The 17563-nt window shown below is 75.7% G+C and carries 20 protein-coding genes; 13 read left to right on the plus strand and 7 right to left on the minus strand.

Annotated features, from left to right (window positions below):
- The first annotated feature begins 48 nt into the window (after nucleotides 1–48).
- Together ACFY7C_RS27955 and ACFY7C_RS27960 are read left to right on the plus strand one after the other, a co-directional pair.
- A complete protein-coding gene (locus ACFY7C_RS27955; protein WP_389655463.1) occupies nucleotides 49–966 on the plus strand; it encodes an NADP-dependent oxidoreductase in 918 nt (305 codons plus the stop codon).
- Between the two features lie 119 nt (nucleotides 967–1085).
- Nucleotides 1086–1613: a DUF4265 domain-containing protein gene (locus tag ACFY7C_RS27960; RefSeq protein ID WP_389655465.1), complete on the plus strand. Its 528-nt coding sequence runs from the start codon at nucleotides 1086–1088 to the stop codon at nucleotides 1611–1613.
- A gap of 68 nt (nucleotides 1614–1681) precedes the next feature.
- Here ACFY7C_RS27960 and ACFY7C_RS27965 read toward each other — a convergent pair whose 3' ends face one another.
- The 4 genes from ACFY7C_RS27965 to ACFY7C_RS27980 all read right to left on the minus strand — a co-directional run bounded on the left by ACFY7C_RS27965 (nucleotide 1682) and on the right by ACFY7C_RS27980 (nucleotide 6999).
- Nucleotides 1682–2302 carry a hypothetical protein gene (locus ACFY7C_RS27965; protein ID WP_389655467.1) on the minus strand — a complete coding sequence of 207 codons (621 nt, stop codon included), beginning with the start codon at nucleotides 2300–2302 and terminating at the stop codon, nucleotides 1682–1684.
- A 437-nt stretch (nucleotides 2303–2739) separates the two neighbouring features.
- Nucleotides 2740–5076 carry an FtsX-like permease family protein gene (locus ACFY7C_RS27970; RefSeq protein ID WP_389655469.1) on the minus strand — a complete coding sequence of 779 codons (2337 nt, stop codon included), beginning with the start codon at nucleotides 5074–5076 and terminating at the stop codon, nucleotides 2740–2742.
- The gene (locus ACFY7C_RS27975; protein WP_389655471.1) at nucleotides 5070–5957 is read right to left on the minus strand and encodes an ABC transporter ATP-binding protein; all 888 of its coding nucleotides are present in this window, start codon (nucleotides 5955–5957) and stop codon (nucleotides 5070–5072) included. Before ACFY7C_RS27975 ends, ACFY7C_RS27970 begins: the two co-directional genes overlap by 7 nt.
- A 205-nt stretch (nucleotides 5958–6162) precedes the next feature.
- Nucleotides 6163–6999 (minus strand): NAD(P)H-binding protein, encoded by an 837-nt coding sequence (locus ACFY7C_RS27980; RefSeq protein WP_389655473.1) that lies wholly within the window; start codon nucleotides 6997–6999, stop codon nucleotides 6163–6165.
- Nucleotides 7000–7085: 86 nt separating this feature from the next.
- Between ACFY7C_RS27980 and ACFY7C_RS27985 the strand changes: the two genes are divergently transcribed.
- From ACFY7C_RS27985 to ACFY7C_RS28010, 6 genes are all read left to right on the plus strand, one after another.
- Nucleotides 7086–7520, plus strand: coding sequence for a winged helix-turn-helix transcriptional regulator (locus tag ACFY7C_RS27985; RefSeq protein ID WP_389655475.1), 435 nt, complete (start codon nucleotides 7086–7088; stop codon nucleotides 7518–7520).
- Nucleotides 7517–8662: a DUF2786 domain-containing protein gene (locus ACFY7C_RS27990; RefSeq protein ID WP_389655477.1), complete on the plus strand. Its 1146-nt coding sequence runs from the start codon at nucleotides 7517–7519 to the stop codon at nucleotides 8660–8662. The genes ACFY7C_RS27985 and ACFY7C_RS27990 overlap by 4 nt, the downstream gene beginning before the upstream one ends.
- Nucleotides 8663–9549: 887 nt before the next feature.
- Nucleotides 9550–11676, plus strand: coding sequence for an FUSC family protein (locus ACFY7C_RS27995; protein ID WP_389655479.1), 2127 nt, complete (start codon nucleotides 9550–9552; stop codon nucleotides 11674–11676).
- A 126-nt stretch (nucleotides 11677–11802) separates the two neighbouring features.
- Nucleotides 11803–12372, plus strand: a complete 570-nt coding sequence (locus tag ACFY7C_RS28000; protein WP_389655481.1) for a hypothetical protein — start codon at nucleotides 11803–11805, stop codon at nucleotides 12370–12372.
- An 84-nt stretch (nucleotides 12373–12456) separates the two neighbouring features.
- Nucleotides 12457–13041, plus strand: coding sequence for a SigE family RNA polymerase sigma factor (locus tag ACFY7C_RS28005; RefSeq protein ID WP_389655483.1), 585 nt, complete (start codon nucleotides 12457–12459; stop codon nucleotides 13039–13041).
- Nucleotides 13038–13937 (plus strand): hypothetical protein, encoded by a 900-nt coding sequence (locus tag ACFY7C_RS28010; protein ID WP_389655485.1) that lies wholly within the window; start codon nucleotides 13038–13040, stop codon nucleotides 13935–13937. The genes ACFY7C_RS28005 and ACFY7C_RS28010 overlap by 4 nt, the downstream gene beginning before the upstream one ends.
- Nucleotides 13938–13982: 45 nt before the next feature.
- Here the strand turns inward: ACFY7C_RS28010 and rpsN are convergent, their stop codons facing one another.
- Together rpsN and rpmB are read right to left on the minus strand one after the other, a co-directional pair.
- Nucleotides 13983–14288, minus strand: coding sequence for a 30S ribosomal protein S14 (gene rpsN, locus ACFY7C_RS28015; protein ID WP_389655487.1), 306 nt, complete (start codon nucleotides 14286–14288; stop codon nucleotides 13983–13985).
- Nucleotides 14288–14524, minus strand: coding sequence for a 50S ribosomal protein L28 (gene rpmB / locus ACFY7C_RS28020; RefSeq protein ID WP_389655489.1), 237 nt, complete (start codon nucleotides 14522–14524; stop codon nucleotides 14288–14290). The genes rpsN and rpmB overlap by 1 nt, the downstream gene beginning before the upstream one ends.
- Nucleotides 14525–14599: 75 nt before the next feature.
- Here rpmB and rpmG point away from each other — a divergent pair, with 75 nt between their 5' ends.
- The 5 genes from rpmG (at nucleotide 14600) to ACFY7C_RS28045 (ending at nucleotide 16854) form a co-directional block, all read left to right on the plus strand.
- On the plus strand, nucleotides 14600–14764 hold the full coding sequence (gene rpmG, locus ACFY7C_RS28025; RefSeq protein ID WP_009192555.1) for a 50S ribosomal protein L33: 165 nt from the start codon (nucleotides 14600–14602) through the stop codon (nucleotides 14762–14764).
- Between the two features lie 3 nt (nucleotides 14765–14767).
- Nucleotides 14768–15022, plus strand: coding sequence for a type B 50S ribosomal protein L31 (locus ACFY7C_RS28030; protein ID WP_389655491.1), 255 nt, complete (start codon nucleotides 14768–14770; stop codon nucleotides 15020–15022).
- Nucleotides 15022–16203: a CobW family GTP-binding protein gene (locus tag ACFY7C_RS28035; protein WP_389655493.1), complete on the plus strand. Its 1182-nt coding sequence runs from the start codon at nucleotides 15022–15024 to the stop codon at nucleotides 16201–16203. Before ACFY7C_RS28030 ends, ACFY7C_RS28035 begins: the two co-directional genes overlap by 1 nt.
- A gap of 87 nt (nucleotides 16204–16290) precedes the next feature.
- A complete protein-coding gene (gene rpsR / locus ACFY7C_RS28040; protein ID WP_352077289.1) occupies nucleotides 16291–16482 on the plus strand; it encodes a 30S ribosomal protein S18 in 192 nt (63 codons plus the stop codon).
- Nucleotides 16483–16641: 159 nt separating this feature from the next.
- A complete protein-coding gene (locus ACFY7C_RS28045; protein WP_356698790.1) occupies nucleotides 16642–16854 on the plus strand; it encodes a DUF397 domain-containing protein in 213 nt (70 codons plus the stop codon).
- Between the two features lie 138 nt (nucleotides 16855–16992).
- Here ACFY7C_RS28045 and ACFY7C_RS28050 read toward each other — a convergent pair whose 3' ends face one another.
- Nucleotides 16993–17532 (minus strand): ATP-binding protein, encoded by a 540-nt coding sequence (locus ACFY7C_RS28050; RefSeq protein ID WP_389655495.1) that lies wholly within the window; start codon nucleotides 17530–17532, stop codon nucleotides 16993–16995.
- Nucleotides 17533–17563: the final 31 nt, after the last annotated feature.

The following is a 17563-nucleotide window of genomic DNA, read 5'->3' on the forward strand; positions in this document are numbered from 1 at the left end:
ACCGCATCACAAGGATCAGGCAGATCACAGGGACCACGAGGGGGAACCATGGAAGCGATCGTGTACGAGGAGTTCGGCGGCCCCGAGGTGCTGCGCCACGCGTCGGGTGTGACCGTCCCCGAGCCCGCACCGGGCGAGGTGCGGGTGAAGGTGGCGGCCGTCGGCGTCAACCCGGTGGACTGGAAGCGGCGTTACGGCTGGGTGGAGGAGTTCTACCCGACGACCTTCCCGGCCGTCCCCGGCCTGGAGTTCGCGGGAACGGTCGACGCGCTCGGCGAGGGGGTCACCGAACTGGCCGTCGGGGACGAGGTGTTCGGCTGGACGAAGACCGGCGCCTACGCCGGGTACGCGATCGCCGACACCGTCGCCCGCAAGCCCGCCGGGCTTTCCTGGGAGCTCGCCGCGAGCATCCCGGTCGCCGGCGAGACCTCCCGACGCGTCCTGGAGCTGCTCGGCGTGACGCGCGGCGAGACGTTGCTCCTGCACGGCGCGGCGGGCGCGGTCGGCGCGATCGCCGCCCAGCTCGCCGTGGCGGAGGGCGTGACGGTGGTCGGCACCGCCTCCGAGCGCAACCACGAGTTCCTGCGCGGGCTTGGCGTGATCCCGGTGGCGTACGGGGAGGGCCTGGCCGACCGGGTCCGCGCGGCCGCCCCGCAGGGCGTCGACGCGGTCTTCGACGCGGCGGGCCACGACACCCTGCCCGTCTCGATCGAGCTCCTCGGCGGCGAGACCGCCCGGATCGTCACCATCGCCGCACCGGACGCCGCCGATCACGGCATCGTCTTCTCCGGCGTCGTCGTCGAGGCGGCGACCGCCCGCGCCTGGCTGACCGAGCTGGCCGCGCTGGCCGCCGAGGGCGGGCTCCGGATCGACATCGCGGAGACCTTCCCCCTGAAGGAGGCCGCCCGCGCGCAGGAGCTGAGCGAGTCGGGGCACGTGCGGGGCAAGCTGGTCCTGCTGCCGTAGGAGAGGCGGGCGGGGGGAGCGGTTCCCGCGGGGTCCGACCCCGCCGGCTCGCCCGGCCCGCCCGGCTCGCCCGGCCCGTCGGGCCTGGTGGGGCGGCGTCCCAGGGCTACCCTCGCGGGGTGACCGAGACGTACGGCGACCGTGACCGCGACCGCGACGAAGGCCCGGATCGTGACCGCGACCGCGACCGCATCAAGATCTGGTTCCGTTTCGTTCCCCGTGAGGGCTGGCTGCCGCAGGACACCGAGGGGCTGTGGGCCGAACGGGTGGGCGTGGACACGGCGCGGGTGGCCAATGTGCCGTTCCTCCAGGACGGCGTGGCCGAGGGGGACGTGGTCCGGTACAGGACGGACGGAGAGGGCCTGCACTGGGCGACCGGCCGGGCCGCCGCCTCCGGGAACGTCACGGTCCGCGTCCTGCCCGAGCGCTCCGGGCCGCTCGGGCCCAGCGCCCGCGCGGTGCACGAGCGGTTCGCCCCCTTCGGCCTCGGCGGCGAGTCGTTCAGCGCGGAGTTCCCGCTGGTGGCCCTGACCGTGCCGGTCGACGCCCCGCTGACGGAGATCAAGGCCCTCCTCGAACGGGGCACGCAGGACGGCTGGTGGCACTGGGAGACCGGCTGCACCACGGACGCGTGGAACGCGGCGTGAGCGCCGGCCGAGGCGTACGTCATCGGCTCCTGCGCCTGGCGTGAGGCGGCGGACGCCTTCCGGGCACGTCATCGGCCGCCGCCGACAGCGCGGCGGAGCCCCGTGAGCCGCCGCCAGGCCGCTCCCGCGAGGCTGTCGCCGAGTCCGGTCTCCAGGAGGGTGGAGCAGTAAGCGCGGGTCTCCGGGGCCGCCGTGCTCAGGGCCTCGGAGAGCGCGGCGAGGGCGGCGCCGGCGCGGGACCCGCGGGCGTGGGCGAGGGCGGAGAGCGTGGCGGTGGCGAGGTCGGCGGTCGCGGCCGGCGCGGTGGTGACGGGCCGGGTGTCCGTGGGGCCGAGCACCAGGGGGCGCAGGCTCAGGGCGGGCCAGCAGCCGAGACCGGTGGTGAAGGGCCCCGCCGCCCAGGTGGCCGTGGACCGGTCGGAGCAGACGGCGAGGAGGACGGCCGGGGCGCCGTACCGCTCCCGCAGCCTCGGCAGGCAGGCCGTCCAGGCCCTGGCCCGCCCGGGATCCCGGCGCCCCCGCACGTCCAGGGCGAGGACGAACGCCCGGCCCGGCGAGGGCGGGATGATCCGCAGCACGCTGTCGACACCGGGAGCGGGCGGCAGGACCTGGACCACGGCCTCGGGCGGGCGGGGCAGGCCCAGGAGGCGGAAGACGGGGGTCGGGGTGAAGCGGGGGAGCGTGAGCATGGGCGCACGGTAGGGCGGGGAGGGGGTCGGGGGAGATGCCTATGGCATATGACTACCCGTGTGGGTGACGGCGGGGAGGGGATGGGGGGCGGGTGATGGTGACCGGTGACGGCGAGCGGCTGACGACGAGCGGGGGACCGCGCCTGGTGACGGCGAGGAGGCGATGGCGAGCGGGGGACGGGGCCTGGTGACGGCGAGGAGGCGAAGGCGAGCGGGGGACGGGGCCTGGTGACGGCGAAGAGGCGGCGGCGAGCGGGGGACGGCGACCGATGACGGGGGCGGACCACTGTGACTGGTGACCGGTGACTGCACGCGGTCACCGCACGCGCCGACAGGCGGGTCGGCGCCGTCAGGGCGGCAGGGGGACAGGCGGGACGGGACGGGGACCCGGCTCCGACCCCGGTCCCTGTCCCGTCCCGACTCACCAGCCTCACCCCTCAGCGGGTCAGCCGCCACGCGGGGAGCACCGAGGCCGCCGTCGCGACCACCGCGCACACCCCCGCCGCCGCGCCGACCGTCCCCCAGGGGAGGGTGAGCGCCACCGGCGCGGAGAGGGCCGCGAGACCGGCCCCCAGGCCGACCAGGCAGACGGCTGTGACGCCGAGGCCCAGGACCGTGCCGATGCCGACCGCGAGCAGCGACTCGCCCGCCACCACCCGCAGAACCTGCGCCCGGGTGGCGCCGGCCAGGCGCAGCGCGGTGAGTTCGGTGCCGCGCACCGAGGTGACCATGAGCAGGGTGTTGGCGAGCGCGATCACCGTGTAGACCAGCGCGATGCCGAGGACCAGGAGCAGCCCGAGGCGGGTCTGCGGGGTGGTGGCCGGGTGGGTGGCGGCGGCCCAGGCGTCGACGGTCCTGGTGACACCGCCCGGCACCGTGCCGACGCTGCCCGGCGCCGTTCCGGCGACACCCCCGTGCGCGCGGGCCTCCGCGTTCGTGCCCGCGCGGGCCCTCGCGTCCGCGCCTGAGCCGATGCCGGCCCGGCCCGTGGCAACCGCGGCCTCGTCGGCCCCGCTCGTCTCCGGCCGGTCCGTGTGGGCCCGGTCCGTCCTCGTCCGTTCCGTCCTCGTTCGGCCCGTGTCGGCCCGGCCGGTGTCGATACGGTCCGTGTCGATCCGGTCCGCCGTCGCGCCCGGGGCGTTCGGCCAGGTCACGTACGGGCCGTTGTCGCCCGTGCCGCGGGCCAGGACCGCCGCGACGCGCAGGCGTACCGGGCCGTGGCCGTTCGCGAGCCACACCTCCACGGTCTCGCCGACGGTCCGTCGCTCGAACTCCTCGTTCACGACGATCGACCGGTCGTCCAGGCTCCGCGGGTCGCCCGCGACCACGGGCAGGCGGGTGGAGGAGGCCCAGGCGGCGGGGTCGGCCACGGCCCGTGCCCCGTACTTGACCAGGGCCTCCGCCCCGTCCCGTACGAACAGGGAAGTCGCACCCGTGGCCGTGCCAGCACCCGTACGGGGCAGGTCGCGGCCGGTCGTCACGTAGGCCGCCGTCGTCTGCTGCCGGGCCTCCGCCGCCTTCGCCGCGGTCACGGTCGCCGCCGAGCCGAGGAGGGTGCCGGCGAGGGCGACCGTCACCAGGACGGGGGCGGCGACGGCGGCGGTACGGCGTACGGCCGCGGCGCTGTTCTCCCGTACGAGGGTGCCGACCGCCCCCGGCAGCCGCAGCGCACGGGCGGCGGGCCGGACGAGGAGCGGGGCGAGCAGCGCGACGCCGGTGATCAGCAGCATCGGCTGGGTGGTGTACGTCTTGCGCTTCAGGAGCGCGGACGGGTCCGTCGCCCACGTCCACACCAGCAGGCCGATCCCCACCAGCAGCAGAGCCGCGCCGCACAGCGCCCGGCCGCGCGGCAGGACGTCGGTGTCGACGTCCGCCTCGCGCAGGGCGGCCGTGGGACCGACCCGCCCCGCCCGCCGGGAGGCGGCGACGGCGCCCGCGAGGGCGACGGTCACTCCCGTGCAGAAGGCGACCCAGTGGGCGGTGTGGAACGGCCACGACCCGCCACCGGTCCCGATCGAGAACCAGGACGGGGCCACACCGCCGTCCACCAGCGCCCGGGCGAGCAGGGGCGCGCCCCACGCGCCGAGCAGGCACCCGCTGACCGAGGCGAGGACGCCGACGCCCGCCGCCTCGGCGAGCAACATCCGCCGGACCTGGCCGGGCGTGGCGCCGGCGGTGCGCAGCAGGCCGTACTCGCGGCGGCGCAGGGCCACGGCGAAGGCGAAGGTGGAGGCGACGACGAAGACCGAGACGAAGGCGGTGACGCCGCCCGCGGTGCCCAGCAGGGCGTTGAGCGTCACGAGGGCCCGGGCGTCCCGGGCGGCCTCCGGGTCGACCGCCCGCCGCTCGGGCCCGGTCAGGACCCGCGCCCGGTCGCCGACGAGGGCCCGGACCTCCGCCGCGGGGGCGTGGACCCCGACCGCGTCCGGGCCGGCTGGGTGGGTGGCACTGGTGGAGGTGTCGGCGGTGGTGACGGGCCAGCGGGCGCGCAGTTCGCGCAGGAGTTCTCCGTCCACAGGCTGTGGACGGTCCAGCGGCGCGGTCGCGATCGCCGTCTCCGGCCCTCGTCGCACCTCGACGGCGAGCCGGTCCTGACCCTGCACGACGACGGGCGCGGACGCGAATCGCACCGGCGCGCGCTCGGGCGCGTTCAGGGTCGCGGACAGCCCGAGCCCCATGACGGCGACCAGCCCGACGCCGAGCGCGAGCGCGGTGAATCCGCCGACGAAGGAGGCCCAGCGGGCCCTCATCCCGGCGAGCACGACGGTCAGCACGGGCCACCCGCCGTCGTGATCGCCGTCGCCACCGAGGCGGTCGTGCTCGTCTCAAGGACCGTCGGCGGGACGGTCGGCGGGACCATCGGTGGGACGGTCGGTGGGACGGTCGGTGGGACGGTCGGTGGGGCCGCCGACGGGGCCGATACCGGGGCGGCGGCGCGGCGCGCGGGACCGCTGCCGCCCTCGAGCCCGGCCATCCGGGCCGCCACGGCGTCCGTCGTCGGCGCGTACAGCTCGCCGGCCGACCGGCCGTCGACCAGGAACACCACCCGGTCGGCCCAGGCCGCCGCCACCGGGTCGTGGGTGACCATGACGATCGTCTGGCCGTCCCGGTCGACGAGCTCGCGGAGCATGGTCAGGACCTCACGGCCCGTGGTGGAGTCGAGGGCGCCCGTCGGCTCGTCGCCGAAGAGCACCGCGGGCCGGGTGATCAGCGCGCGGGCGAGGGCGACGCGCTGTTGCTGGCCGCCGGAGAGCTCGCCGGGGCGGTGCCGCTCACGGCCCGCGAGGCCGACCCGGGCGAGCGCGTCGCGCACCTGCGTACGGGACGGACGGCGGCCGGCGAGGCGGAGCGGGAGGGCCACGTTCTGGGCGGCGGTGAGCGAGGGCAGCAGGTTGAAGGACTGGAAGACGAAACCGATCCGGTCCCGGCGCAGCAGCGTCAGCCGCCGCTCGCTGAGGCCCGCGAGCGGGATGCCGTCGATCTCCACGCTGCCGGCCGTCGGCCGGTCGAGGCCGGCCGCGCACTGGAGCAGCGTGGACTTTCCGGAGCCGGACGGGCCCATGACGGCGGTGAACGTCCCGGCGGGGAAGTCGAGATCGACACCGTCGAGGGCGCGGACGTCCCGGTGGTGCCGGCGCACTCCGCGGAGCCGCACGGCGGGGGCGGCCCCCTCCGTACCTCCGGCTCCGGCTTCGGCTTCGGCTCCGGCTCGGGCTCCGCCTTCGGATTCGGCTCGGGCTCCGGCTCTGCCGGCGGCTGGGGCTTCGGCTGCGGTGTTCGTCGAGGTCATGCCTCCAGCGAACCTTTTCCGCCCGCCCCGATCACGACCACCAGCGGGCGTCCTCGGGGTAGGGCCAGGCCTACCCCCGCACCCCGGCCGCCGCCTCGGCCCGTACGGCCGCGACGAACACCTCCAGGGCGTCCAGCGGTTCCCGCCCGCCGAGCAGCTCGCGCAGGTCGCTCTTCACGCCCGAGCCGTCCATGAAGCCGTGGGCGATCGCCGAGTACGTGCCGGCCAGCATCGGCACCTGGAAGGCCTGCGCGCCGGAGGCTGCGATGGCGGTACGGGCCTCCGCGAGCGTCACCGGCGCGTACGTGGCACCCAGCGCCGCCGCCAGATCGGCGCCGCCCAACGGGCGTTCGCCGACGAGCTCGTAGACGCGGCCCGCGTGGGGCGCGGGGTCGGTGGCGACGGAGACCGCGATGTCGGCCAGGTCGGCGCGCGCCACGGCCGCGAGCCCGCCCTCGCCGAGCGGCCCGGTGATGCGGTTGTCGGCGTCGGGGGTGGCGATCCAGGTCAGGAACTCGGCGTAGAGGCCGTTGCGCAGGATCGTCCAGTCCACCGTGGACCGCTGGAGCCGCCGCTCGGTCCAGCGGTGGGGGAGCGCGTACGTGAGGTGATCGCCGTCGCCGGAGAGGCTGGTGTACACGATGTGGCCGACGCCGGCCCGCTCGGCGGCGGAGACGGCGGCCTCGTGGCGGGCGACGACGACGTCGTCCTCCCCGTACCCGGCGGATATCAGCAGCAGCGTGTCGATGCCGGCGAAGGCGTCCGGGAGGGTCGACGGGTCGTCGAAGTCGACCAGCCGGGTGCCGGGCTGCCCGCCCCGGGTGCCGAGGACGACGTCGTCGCGGCCCGCGACCCGCTCCGCGACGAGCGAGCCGAGTGCGCCGGAGACCCCGGTGACGAGCAGCATGGATTCCCCCTGAGGATTGGTGGTGACGGCGAGGTGCCTGGGACCATCGTTGCGTCGCGGGCGCGATCTTGGAAGGAGGCACATTGATGTCGGAGGGGCACACGGACGTAACCACGTCGGCAGGGCCGGCAGGGCCGGAGGTGCCGGATGTGCCGGATGTGCCGATCGTCAGCTGCGCCGAGGAGTGCGGGGTGCGGGACGTCCAGGACCGGCTCGGCGACAAGTGGACGGTCCACGTGGTCGTGGAGCTCGCGGCGGGGCCGCGCCGCTTCAAGGAGCTGCAGCGGCTCGTCGAGGGCGTGTCGCAGCGCATGCTGACCTTCACCCTGCGCCGCCTGGAGCGGGACGGACTGGTGTCGCGGCAGGTGTACCCGACCACTCCGCCGCAGGTCGAGTACTCCCTCACCGAGACCGGGCACAGCATGACGCACCTGATCAAGCAGTTGATCGACTGGTCCCTCGACCACCGGTCGACGATCGCCCGCTCCCGCGAGGAATGGGACGCGAGGCACCCGGCATGAGCACGGTCGAAGAAGCCCTGAAGGCGCTGTACGGGGACGGGGACAGGGATGGAGGCAGGGGCAGGGGAGACGACCACGCCCTCGACGCGGCCGCCTCACTGCTCGCCGCCGACCGCTCGGCCGACGCCGAACTGGACCGGCGCGGAGTGGAGTTCGTCCGCTCCCTGTGGGCCCGGGGCTGGCAGCCGGCCGACCTGGTGCGGATGGCCCGCCGCGAACTGTCCGACGAGCACGTGCGGTTGCTCGCCGGGATCGTCAGGTCGGAGACCGCGCGGTACGAGCGGCTCCCGCACCGCTGGCAGGCGCAGCTCGACGCGCTCGACGACCTGACGCCCTGGAGGGCGCCCGACCGCTTCTCGTACGCGACCGCGGTCCTGGAGCTGTACCGGCTCCTCGTCCGGTTGCCGCGCCTCGACGCCGTGGGGCCCGTGCCGGGGGAGGCCCTGCCGCCCGCCGTCGCGGGCGAGCCGAAGACGCTGTCCAAGATCAGGGCGCTGCTCGCCAAGGCGGAGGCGACGACGTACGCGGAGGAGGCCGAGGCCTTCACCGCCAAGGCGCAGGAGCTGATGGCCCGGCACAGCCTCGACGAGGTGACCCTGGCGGCCGGTGTGCCCTCGCCGGAGACGCCGGGGGCGGTGCGGATCGGGGTGGATCCGCCCTACGAGCAGGCCAAGGCGATCCTCCTGGACGCGGTGGCGACGGCGAACCACTGCCGGGCGGTGTGGAACGAGGGCTTCGGCTTCTCGACGGTCGTCGGCTTCGAGGCCGACCTGGAGCCGGTCGAGCTCCTCTACACGTCGCTGCTCGTCCAGGGGACAGCGGCGATGACGCGGGCGGAGGCGGAGCAGCGGGCCGGCGGGCGCAAGCGGACCAAGTCCTTCCGTCAGTCCTTCCTGCTGGCCTACGCGAACCGGCTCGGCGCCCGGCTCGCGTCGACCAGCCGGCGGGTGGCCGCCGAGACCCCGACGCTGCTGCCGGCGCTGGCGTCCCGCGAGGTGGCGGTGACGGCACGCACGGACGAGCTCTTTCCGGAGACGCGCACGAGCCGGGTGCGGGCGGCGTGGGACGAGGCGGGGTGGACCCACGGCACCACCGCCGCCGACCACGCGGGCCTCCTCCCCTCCCCTCCCCGCCTCCCATAGCGGCCCCGGCCCCGCGCAGGGGCGGTGCCCGCCCGCCCGGGGCGTGGGCCTGCGCCCCGCCGGACCGGTGCCCCCGGTGCCCGTGCGGGCCGCGCCCAACTGGGGCGGTGCCCGCCCCTCCCCCCGTTGTGGGCATTCGTTCCGCTGGGGCGGAACGGGTGGGCACAACGGAACGGCGCCCTTTGCCGGGCCTAGGCCCCCTGCGCCTTGACCAGCACCACGAGTGCGCCGTGCTCGTGGTGCGGCTAGGTGCAGGTGCGGAACGCGCCCGCATGGGCGCCGTCCCGTGTGCCCACCCGTCCCGCCCTGCGGGACGATTGCCCACACGGGCGCGGGCCGGGGCGACGGGCCGTACGCGAGCGGGCGGCGGGCCCACACGGGCGCGGGCGGCGGCGCCACAGAGCGCGGCCCGCACGGGCCGGCGAGGCGGCGGGCCCAACGTGAACGCGCGGGCGCGGGGCGGCGGCCACGTGGCCGGGGCCGGGGTGGCGGCTTGCACGCGCGGGCGCGGCCCACCGGGCGGGCCGCAGGCCCACACGGGCACGGGCGGCGGCTCAACAGAGCGCGGCCGCACGGGCTGGCGAGGCGGCGGGCCCAACATGCACGGGCGGGCGCGGCCCCTGGGCGGCCAACACGGGCGCGGGGCGGCGGCCACGCGGCCGGGGCCGAGGCGGCGGTTTGGCGCGCGCGGGCGCGGGCCACCGGGGCGCGGGTGGGGGCCCACATGGGCGGGTGGCCCGCCATACGCGAGTGGGCGCGGCCTACGCGGGTGCGGGGCGCAGGCCCAGCAGGACGGTGGCCCGCACGGTTCCCGCCATGGGCGGAGGCGGACGCACCCGCCCGCCCCGTATGTCCGATTCGCCCCCCGTCACCGCTACGCTCCCCCCATGGGCTGGCTCCGCGCGCTGAACCAGACCGCCCGCTCCGGGTTCCGGGTCGAGCGGCGGCGGTTGGAGCCGGTCGTCGCCGGGCGGGGGGCGCTCGGGCTCGCGGTCGTGGTCGGGGGGTCGCTCGCGCTGTTCGGGCCCGCGGTCGCGGTGTCGTCCGCGTTGGGTGCGTTCCAGGCGGCCATCGCGACCTTCCAGCGCTCGTACCGCCCCCGCCCCACCCTCGCGCTCGCGTCCGGCGCCAGCCTCGCCGTGTCGACGTTCCTCGGGTACCTGATCGGCGCCCACCCGGCCCTCTTCCTCGCGCTGCTCGCCCTGTGGACCTTCCTCTCGGGGATGGCCTGGGCCGCGGGCCCGACCGTCGGCATCATCGCCTCGTCCAACGTGGCGATCATGCTGGTCACCGTCACCCTCCCCACCTCCGTCGCCACCGCCGCCGGCCACGCCGCGATGATCGCGGTCGGCGGCCTCGTGCAGGCCGCGCTGATCGTCCTGCTGCCGGTCCGCCGCTGGGGCGCCCAGCGCGACGCCCTCGCCGACGCGCTCGCCGCCGAGGCGGACTACGCCCGCCGGCTGCGCCACGACCCGACCGCCTCCTTCGACCCCGTACCGCTGATGACGGCCCGCAGCGCCGCCGCCGTCACCCCGCGCCAGGCCCGCCGCCGCCCCGCCGAACTGCACGGCGCCCGCGGGCTCGCCGAACGGATCCGTCCGGTGCTCGCCTCGCTCGCGGACCCGGCGGTTGGCGCGCCCGCCGAGGGCCCGCAGCGCGACCGGGTGCGGGAACTGCTCGGTGCGGCGGGCGAGGTCCTCGACGCGTGCGCGCACGCGATCCGGCGCGGCGAACCGGTCGACCTCCCGCCCCCGGCCTTCGCCGCCCTCCGTACGCCGGACACCGGCGCGATCCTGTCCGGCGCGCCCCGCCGGGCCGCGGCCCGGCTCGCCGCGCTGCTCGGCGACGTCGTGGAGACGGCGGAGCCGCGCACGGAGACGGCCGCCGAGGCCCGCAGCCGGCCCACCCTGGTCCGGCTCGTCCCCGTCGCGCTCGCCCGGATGCGGGCCGAACTGCGGCACGAGTCGCCGATCCTGCGGCACGCGCTGCGGGTCACGGCGGTGGCGACCGCCGGTTACGCGCTCGGCACCGCCCTCCCCTTCGGCCACGGCTATTGGGCGCCGATGGCCTCGGTGATGGTGATGCGCCCGGACTTCTCGCAGACGTACGCCCGCTCCGTGGCCCGGTTCGGCGGCACGCTCCTCGGCGTCGCCCTCGCCACGGGCGTGGTCCAGGCCGCGCACCCCGGCACGTACCTCTCCGGCGCCCTCGCCGTGCTCTGCGCCTTCGGGATGTACCTCCTCATGCGGACGGGGTACGCGGCGAGCCAGGTCTTCGTCGCCGCGTACGTGGTCTTCCTGCTCGGCATGGACGGCGCGAGACTCACCCAGACCGTCCGCGAACGCGTCCTGCTCACCCTGCTCGGCGGGGTGCTCGCGATGCTGTCCTACGCCGTCTACCCGGCCTGGGAGACCCCGCGGCTGCGCGGCCGGCTGGCCGACTGGCTGACGGCGGACGGCCGGTACGCGGCCTCCGTCGTCGCCCACTATGCCGACCCGCGCGAGTCGCCCGACCCCGCTGGCCCGCCCGAGCCGCCCGACCCCGCTGGCCCGGCCGACCCGCCCGACCCGGCCCACCCGGCCGGCCCCGCCTCCCCGGACGTCCGCGAGGCGCTGCTCGGCACCCGGGAGGCCCGGATCGCCTGGCAGGACGGCCTGGCCCGGGCCTCCCACGAGCCGGTGCGCCACCGGGGCCTGTCGCACACGGCGGCGGGCGACGCGGAGCACGCGCTGGCGCAGTTCGGGCGGGTCGCGATGCTCCTGGAGGCCCATCTCCCGGAGCGCGGGGCCCCGCCCGTACCGGAGGCCGCGGTCCTCGCGGAGGCGCTGCGCCGGTCGACGGAGCGGGGTGCGAGGGAACTGCGGGAGCGGAAGGTGCCGCGCTGGGACGACCTGCGGGAGACCGTCGAAGCCTGGGAGCGGGGCGAAGGGGCGCCGGACCACTTCCTGCTGCGCAAGGCGGCGGTGCTGCTCCTGGAGGAGCTGGACGAGTTGTCGGCCGCGCTCGCGCGGTGAGCGGGCGAGGCGGAGGCCGGGCGAGGAAAGGCCGACGCCCTGTCATCCGAACCGGCCGCGCCCGGAGTTGGAAGGGATGAGAGCCGCTCTTCGTCTCATCGCGACCCCAGATCCAGGAGCAAGCGCATGAAGAAGTACCTGCCAGCCGCGGCCGTGGTCGTGGCCGTGAGCGCCACGTTCGCCGCACCCGCCGTCGCCGCACCCGCCACCGCCCCCTCCGCATCCACCGCATCCACCGCCCCCTCCGCATCCTCCAGCCCCTCCGCCCTCACCGCCCCCGCGTCCTCCGTCCGCGTCGTCGCGTCCGGCGAGCGCGTGGACGCCGGCCGCGGCTGGACCGTGTGGCTGACGGAGGAGGGCAAGCACTGGTCAGGACCCGAGGGTTACGAGAACTTCCGCAGCGTCGTCGACGGCAACATCGACCTGTCCCGGCCCGGCGTCAGCCACCAGTCGGAGGGCGACCCGGCCGGCGTCTTCCACTCCGGCCTCTACTACGGCACCAAGAAGGTCGGGAAGGTCGTCCTGACCGGCACGGACGGCACGAGGACCACGGCGTCCCTGCTCGAACTGCCCGGACGTCCCGGCTGGGGCGTCTGGTACGCGCACACCGGGCCGGAGAACGACGGGGGCGCCTCCGTCGCGCTCCACGACCGCAACGGACGGCTGCTCGCCGAGCTGCCGGGCTGGAACGCCTGACGGCCGGTCGTGCGTGTTCCACGGCAGGGCCCGGCACGGGGCGGGCCCTGCCTCCTTCCCTCAGCGAGCCCGAGGTCCTTCACCGTGTCGTACCAGCCCGCACCGCAGGAGTCCGCCGGCGAGGACGAGGACGACGGCTTCGCCGCGTTCGCCGTCGCCGCCTGGCCCCGGCTGGTGCGTACGGCACAGCTTCTGACGGGGGACTTCCACGAGGCCGAGGACCTGGTGCAGACGACGCTCGCCAAGGTGTACGGCCGCTGGCGCCGGGTCCCGCGCGAGGAGATCGACCTCTATGTGCGCCGGGCCCTGATCAACAACAACCTCAGCCGCCTCCGCCGGAAGCGGGTGGTGCACCTGCTGACGCCGGTGCTTCCCGAGTCCGTACGGCACGCCCACGCGGGCCACGCGGACGCGGTCGAGCAACGCACCGCGCTCCTCGCGGCGCTCGCCGACCTGCCGGCGCGGCAGCGGGCCGTGATGGTCCTGCGGTACTGGGAGGACCTGACCGAGCCGGAGATCGCGGCGGTGCTCAACTGCTCGATCGGTACGGTCAAGACGCATGCCCGGCGCGGACTCGCCGCTCTGCGGGCCCACCCCGGCCTCACCCTTCCCCACCGCCCCTCCTCCGCTCCCACAGCCCCCCTCACCCCCACCGGAGCCCGACCATGACCCCCGAGCCCGGCGCCGCGTCCGCCCCCGGCGCCGATCCGGACGTCCCCGATCCGGACGACGTGCCCGACAAGGACGCACCCGACACGACCGACACGACCGACACGACCGACACGACCGACGCACCCGACACGACCGACACGACCGACGCGACCGACGCGACCGACGTGTTCGACCCGGACGTGGAGGACCGTCTCCGTGCGGCGTTCGCGCGGACCGCGTTCGACATCACGCCCGGGCCCGTGCCCCTCGCGGCCGTCCGCAGCGGCGGACGGGCCCACCGGCGGCGCCGCGCGGTGGCGCTGGTGGCCCTGACGGTGCTGTCGGTGTCCGGCGCGGCGACGGTGGCGGCGCTGACCCTGCCCGTGCCCGGCCAGCGGCCGGTGCAGCCGGCCGGGCACGGCCCGGTCGACCCGCTGGTCCCGCCCGTACCGCCGCTGCCCACGGCCGTCGCGCGGCCGCCGGTGACCGAGGTCCGCGTGGTCCGGTCCGGCGAGCGGGTGGACGCCGGCCGCGGCCGGCGGCTGTGGCTGACCGAGGACGGCAAGCACTGGTCGGGGCCCGAGGGCGACGAGAACTTCCGCAGCGTCGTCGACGGCAACGTGAGGACGTCCGAGCCGGGCGTCTCGCACCAGTCGGAAGGCGGCCCGTCCGGCCTCTTCAACTCCGGTCTCTACTACGGCACCCGAGCGGTGGGCCGGGTGGAACTGACCGACGCGGACGGCCGGACGATCGCCGCGGCCCTCCTGGAGCTGCCGGGCCGCCCGGGGTGGGGTGTCTGGTACGCGTACACCCCTCCCTCGGGGAAGGACCCGGGCAGCACCCCGGACGTGGCCCTCTACGACCGCACCGGCAAGCGCCTCGCCGGGCTCGACGGCTCCCCCGGCACCCCGTAGCCCCCCACGACCCACGACCCCCGCTCCCCGCCCCCTGTCCGGGCCTCACCAGGACGACTTGCGCACCCCCGGCAGGAAACCGGCGTGCGCCTGCTCCCGTACGCGGACCCGGGACAGGCCGAACTTGCGCAGGTGGCCGCGCGGGCGGCCGTCGACCGAGTCCCGGTTGCGGACGCGGGTCGGGCTCGCGTCGCGCGGCTGACGGCGCAGTTCGCGGGCGGCGGCCTCGCGCTCGGCCTCCGGGACGGAGCGGTCGCGGATGATCGCCTTGAGGGCGGCGCGGCGCACCGCGTAGCGGGCGACGACGGCCCTGCGGTGCTCGTTGCGCGCGATCTTGCTCGCCTTGGCCATCAGACCTTCACCCCCCGGGCGCGGATGCGGGCCACGGCCGCCTCGACGCCGATGGTGTCGACGGTCTTGATCGCGCGGGCGCTGAGGGTGAGCCGGACGTACCGGCCCTCGCTCGGCAGCCAGTAGCGCTTGCGCTGGATGTTGGGGTCGAAGCGGCGGGAGGTGCGGCGGTGGGAGTGCGAGACGCGGTTGCCGAAGCCGGGCTGCGCTCCGGTGAGCTGGCAGTGGGCGGACAAGGGGTGACCTACCTCTCCAGGGCCTCCACGAGAAGGCATTGGTAATGGGAATCGTTTTCATTTACTGTACACACCATGGCCCGCAACGAACTCCGACCCGTCATCAAACTCCGGTCCACCGCCGGCACCGGCTACACCTACGTCACCCGCAAGAACCGCAGGAACGACCCCGACCGTCTCACCCTGCGCAAGTACGACCCGGTCGTCGGCCGGCACGTCGACTTCCGAGAGGAGCGCTGAGCCATGAAGCCCGGCATCCATCCCGACTACCGCCCCGTCGTCTTCCGCGACCGGGCCGGCGGCCTCGCCTTCCTCACTCGCTCGACCATGACCAGCGACAAGACGGTCGAGTGGGAGGACGGCCGCACCTACCCCGTCGTCGACGTCGAGATCTCCTCGGCGAGCCACCCCTTCTACACCGGCACGGCGCGCGTCCTCGACACCGCCGGCCGCGTGGAGCGCTTCGAGAAGCGCTACGGACGGCGCGAGGCCCGCTGATGTCCGTACCGCCGGGGGCCTCACCGCCCGCCTCGTCGCCCCCCTTCTCCGTCGTCCTCGTCGGGGGACTCCACTCCGACGCCCGCCGCGCCGCCGTGGACCGGCTGCTCGCCGCCGTCCCCGGCAGCGTGGCCCTGCACCACGACCTGTCCACGGCGCCGCGGACCGGGACCGTCACCCGTACCGTCCGCGACGCCGGCGGCCCGCTCTCCACCGGCGAGACACCGCTCGTCAACGACTGCGCCTGCTGCGCCCTGCGCGAGGACCTCGTTCCCGAGCTGGAGCGGCTCGCCGACGGCGCCCCCGCCGGCCGCACCCGGCTCGCGGTCGTCGAACTGTGGGACTCCGTCGAGCCCAAGGCGATGGCCGAGGTGGTCGCCGCCGCCGGGCTGCGCATCGGCGGCGTCGTCACCGCCGTCGACCCGGCCCTGCTCCTTCCGTACCTCGGCAACGGCGACGACCTCGCCGACGCCGGCCTCGCCGCGGCCGCCACCGACCAGCGGACCGTCGCCGACACCTGGGCGCGCCAGCTGGAGTACGCGCCCGTGCTCGCCGTCGTCGACAGCCCCGAGGCCGACGACGAGGACCGCGCCCTGCTCGCCCAGCTCCACCCGACCGCCCTGCGGGTCCCGGTGGACGAGCCGGGCGCCCTCGCCGCCGCAGCGCTCGCCGGCTTCGACGTGGAGGCCGCCGCCGCGGCCCAGCACCCGTCGTGCGCGCGGCTGCCGCAGGAGGCTGACGAGCACGGCGTCGCCACCTTCGTCTGGCGCCACCACCGGCCCTTCCATCCCGGCCGGCTGTACGCCGCGCTGGAGGACCTGACCTGTGCGGCCGCCCGCAGCCGCGGCCGCTTCTACCTCGCCGACCGTCCGGACACGCTGCTCGGCTGGGACGCGGCGGGCGGCGCGCTGTGCGTGGAGAGCGCCGGGCCGTGGCTGGCCTCGCTGCCCGACGCCGCCTGGGAGATGGTCCCGCCGATGCGCCGGGCCGCCGCCGCGCTCGACTGGCACCCGGAGCACGGCGACCGCTGCCAGCACCTCGTCTTCACCTCGCCCGGCCTGGACCGTGAGGGCCTGGCCGAGCTCCTCGACTCCTGCCTGCTCACCGACGCCGAGTACGCCGCCGGGCGCGACGCCTGGAAGCGGCTGCCGTCCGACTTCGACACCCTCCTGGAGGTCTGACCCGTGTCCCCCAAGCCCCCCAAGGCGCCCAAGCCTTCGAAGACCGGCAAGGCCGGGCGCAGGTCCGGCGCCGCTCGCCCCAACCCGCTGGACGCCGCCGGCATCACGTACGTCGACTACAAGGACACCGACCTGCTGCGGAGGTTCATCTCCGACCGGGGGAAGATCAGGAGCCGTCGGGTGACCAGGGTGACCGCCCAGCAGCAGCGGCAGATCGCCCGTGCCGTCAAGAACGCCCGGGAGATGGCGCTGCTGCCGTACTCGTCGGTAGCACGCTGAGTCGCGTAGTCACTACGCGACCCCCCGTGCACGTGCATCTGCTCATGCATATGCCCACGCATCGGCATATGAACACAGCTATGATCCGAGGAAGTTGACACCTGCACCACACTTCTCGGGGAGCTACCAGTGCATCACGCGCACCACGCGTACAACGGCATGGCGGCCACGGAGCTTCGTGGTGTCGTGTGGCAGAAGAGCAGGCACAGCAACTCCCAGGGCTCCTGCGTCGAGTTCGCGAAACTTCCCGGAGGGAACGTCGCCGTGCGCAACTCGCGCCATCCCGACGGGCCCGCGCTCGTCTACACGCCCGCCGAGATAGAGGCGCTGATCCTGGGCGTGAAGGACGGGGAGTTCGACCACCTGGTCTGAGGGCCCCGCCGTGAGCGCCGGCATACGAGGCATACGAGGCATACGAGGCGGACGAAAGGGGCCCCGGTGGCGACCGCCACCGGGGCCCTTCCGTTCCCTGCCGTACGTCATGGGGTGCAGCGGGTGGTTCCGCGGGCGCTACTCCGGGCCCAGCCGGAACAGCGCCCACACCACCTTGCCCTGAAGCGTGCCCGCGAGCGGGTGCCAGCCCCAGCTGTCGCTGAACGACTCCACCAGGAACAGCCCGCGCCCCGACTCGGCGGCGAAGTCCTCCTCGCCCTGCCGCGCCTCCGGGCTCTCGCGGCTGGGGTCGCGCACGGCGCACACCAGGCGCGATGCCCAGCGCATCAGGTGCAGCCGGACGGGCGGATTCAGGCCTTCCTCGGCACCGCGGTCCCTCCCGTCCGCCGCTCCCGCCCCGGCCCCGGCCCCCGCCTCCGCGGGCAGCGCGTGGCGCAGCGCGTTGGTGACGAGCTCGGAGACGACCAGGGCGACATCGTCGAAACGGTCGGCGAGATCCCAGTTGCTGAGCGTCTGGCTGGTGAACTTCCGCGCGCCGCGCACCGCTTCGTAGCGGGGTGGCAGGGCGCAGGAGGCCGAGTTGGAGACGGTCGCGGGATCGATCGGCGGAAGCCCCTGCCGTAACGGCTCGAGCATGGTCGATCCATTCGGTCCCATGCGAGGCACTCCCGGGAATCGCGGCGGTGGT

The organism is Streptomyces sp. NPDC012769 (genome assembly GCF_042901205.1).
Taxonomy (GTDB): Bacteria; Actinomycetota; Actinomycetes; order Streptomycetales; family Streptomycetaceae; genus Streptomyces.

Excerpts from the sequence above, each read along its gene's own strand:
- ACFY7C_RS27955 (WP_389655463.1), top strand. The coding sequence starts at position 49 with ATGGAAGCGATCGTGTACGAGGAGTTCGGCGGCCCCGAGGTGCTGCGC.
- ACFY7C_RS27965 (WP_389655467.1), bottom strand. The coding sequence starts at position 2,302 with ATGCTCACGCTCCCCCGCTTCACCCCGACCCCCGTCTTCCGCCTCCTG.
- ACFY7C_RS27980 (WP_389655473.1), bottom strand. The coding sequence starts at position 6,999 with ATGCTGCTCGTCACCGGGGTCTCCGGCGCACTCGGCTCGCTCGTCGCG.
- ACFY7C_RS27985 (WP_389655475.1), top strand. The coding sequence starts at position 7,086 with ATGTCGGAGGGGCACACGGACGTAACCACGTCGGCAGGGCCGGCAGGG.
- ACFY7C_RS27990 (WP_389655477.1), top strand. The coding sequence starts at position 7,517 with ATGAGCACGGTCGAAGAAGCCCTGAAGGCGCTGTACGGGGACGGGGAC.
- ACFY7C_RS27995 (WP_389655479.1), top strand. The coding sequence starts at position 9,550 with ATGGGCTGGCTCCGCGCGCTGAACCAGACCGCCCGCTCCGGGTTCCGG.
- ACFY7C_RS28000 (WP_389655481.1), top strand. The coding sequence starts at position 11,803 with ATGAAGAAGTACCTGCCAGCCGCGGCCGTGGTCGTGGCCGTGAGCGCC.
- ACFY7C_RS28010 (WP_389655485.1), top strand. The coding sequence starts at position 13,038 with ATGACCCCCGAGCCCGGCGCCGCGTCCGCCCCCGGCGCCGATCCGGAC.
- rpsN (WP_389655487.1), bottom strand. The coding sequence starts at position 14,288 with ATGGCCAAGGCGAGCAAGATCGCGCGCAACGAGCACCGCAGGGCCGTC.
- rpmG (WP_009192555.1), top strand. The coding sequence starts at position 14,600 with ATGGCCCGCAACGAACTCCGACCCGTCATCAAACTCCGGTCCACCGCC.
- ACFY7C_RS28030 (WP_389655491.1), top strand. The coding sequence starts at position 14,768 with ATGAAGCCCGGCATCCATCCCGACTACCGCCCCGTCGTCTTCCGCGAC.
- ACFY7C_RS28035 (WP_389655493.1), top strand. The coding sequence starts at position 15,022 with ATGTCCGTACCGCCGGGGGCCTCACCGCCCGCCTCGTCGCCCCCCTTC.
- ACFY7C_RS28045 (WP_356698790.1), top strand. The coding sequence starts at position 16,642 with ATGGCGGCCACGGAGCTTCGTGGTGTCGTGTGGCAGAAGAGCAGGCAC.
- ACFY7C_RS28050 (WP_389655495.1), bottom strand. The coding sequence starts at position 17,532 with ATGGGACCGAATGGATCGACCATGCTCGAGCCGTTACGGCAGGGGCTT.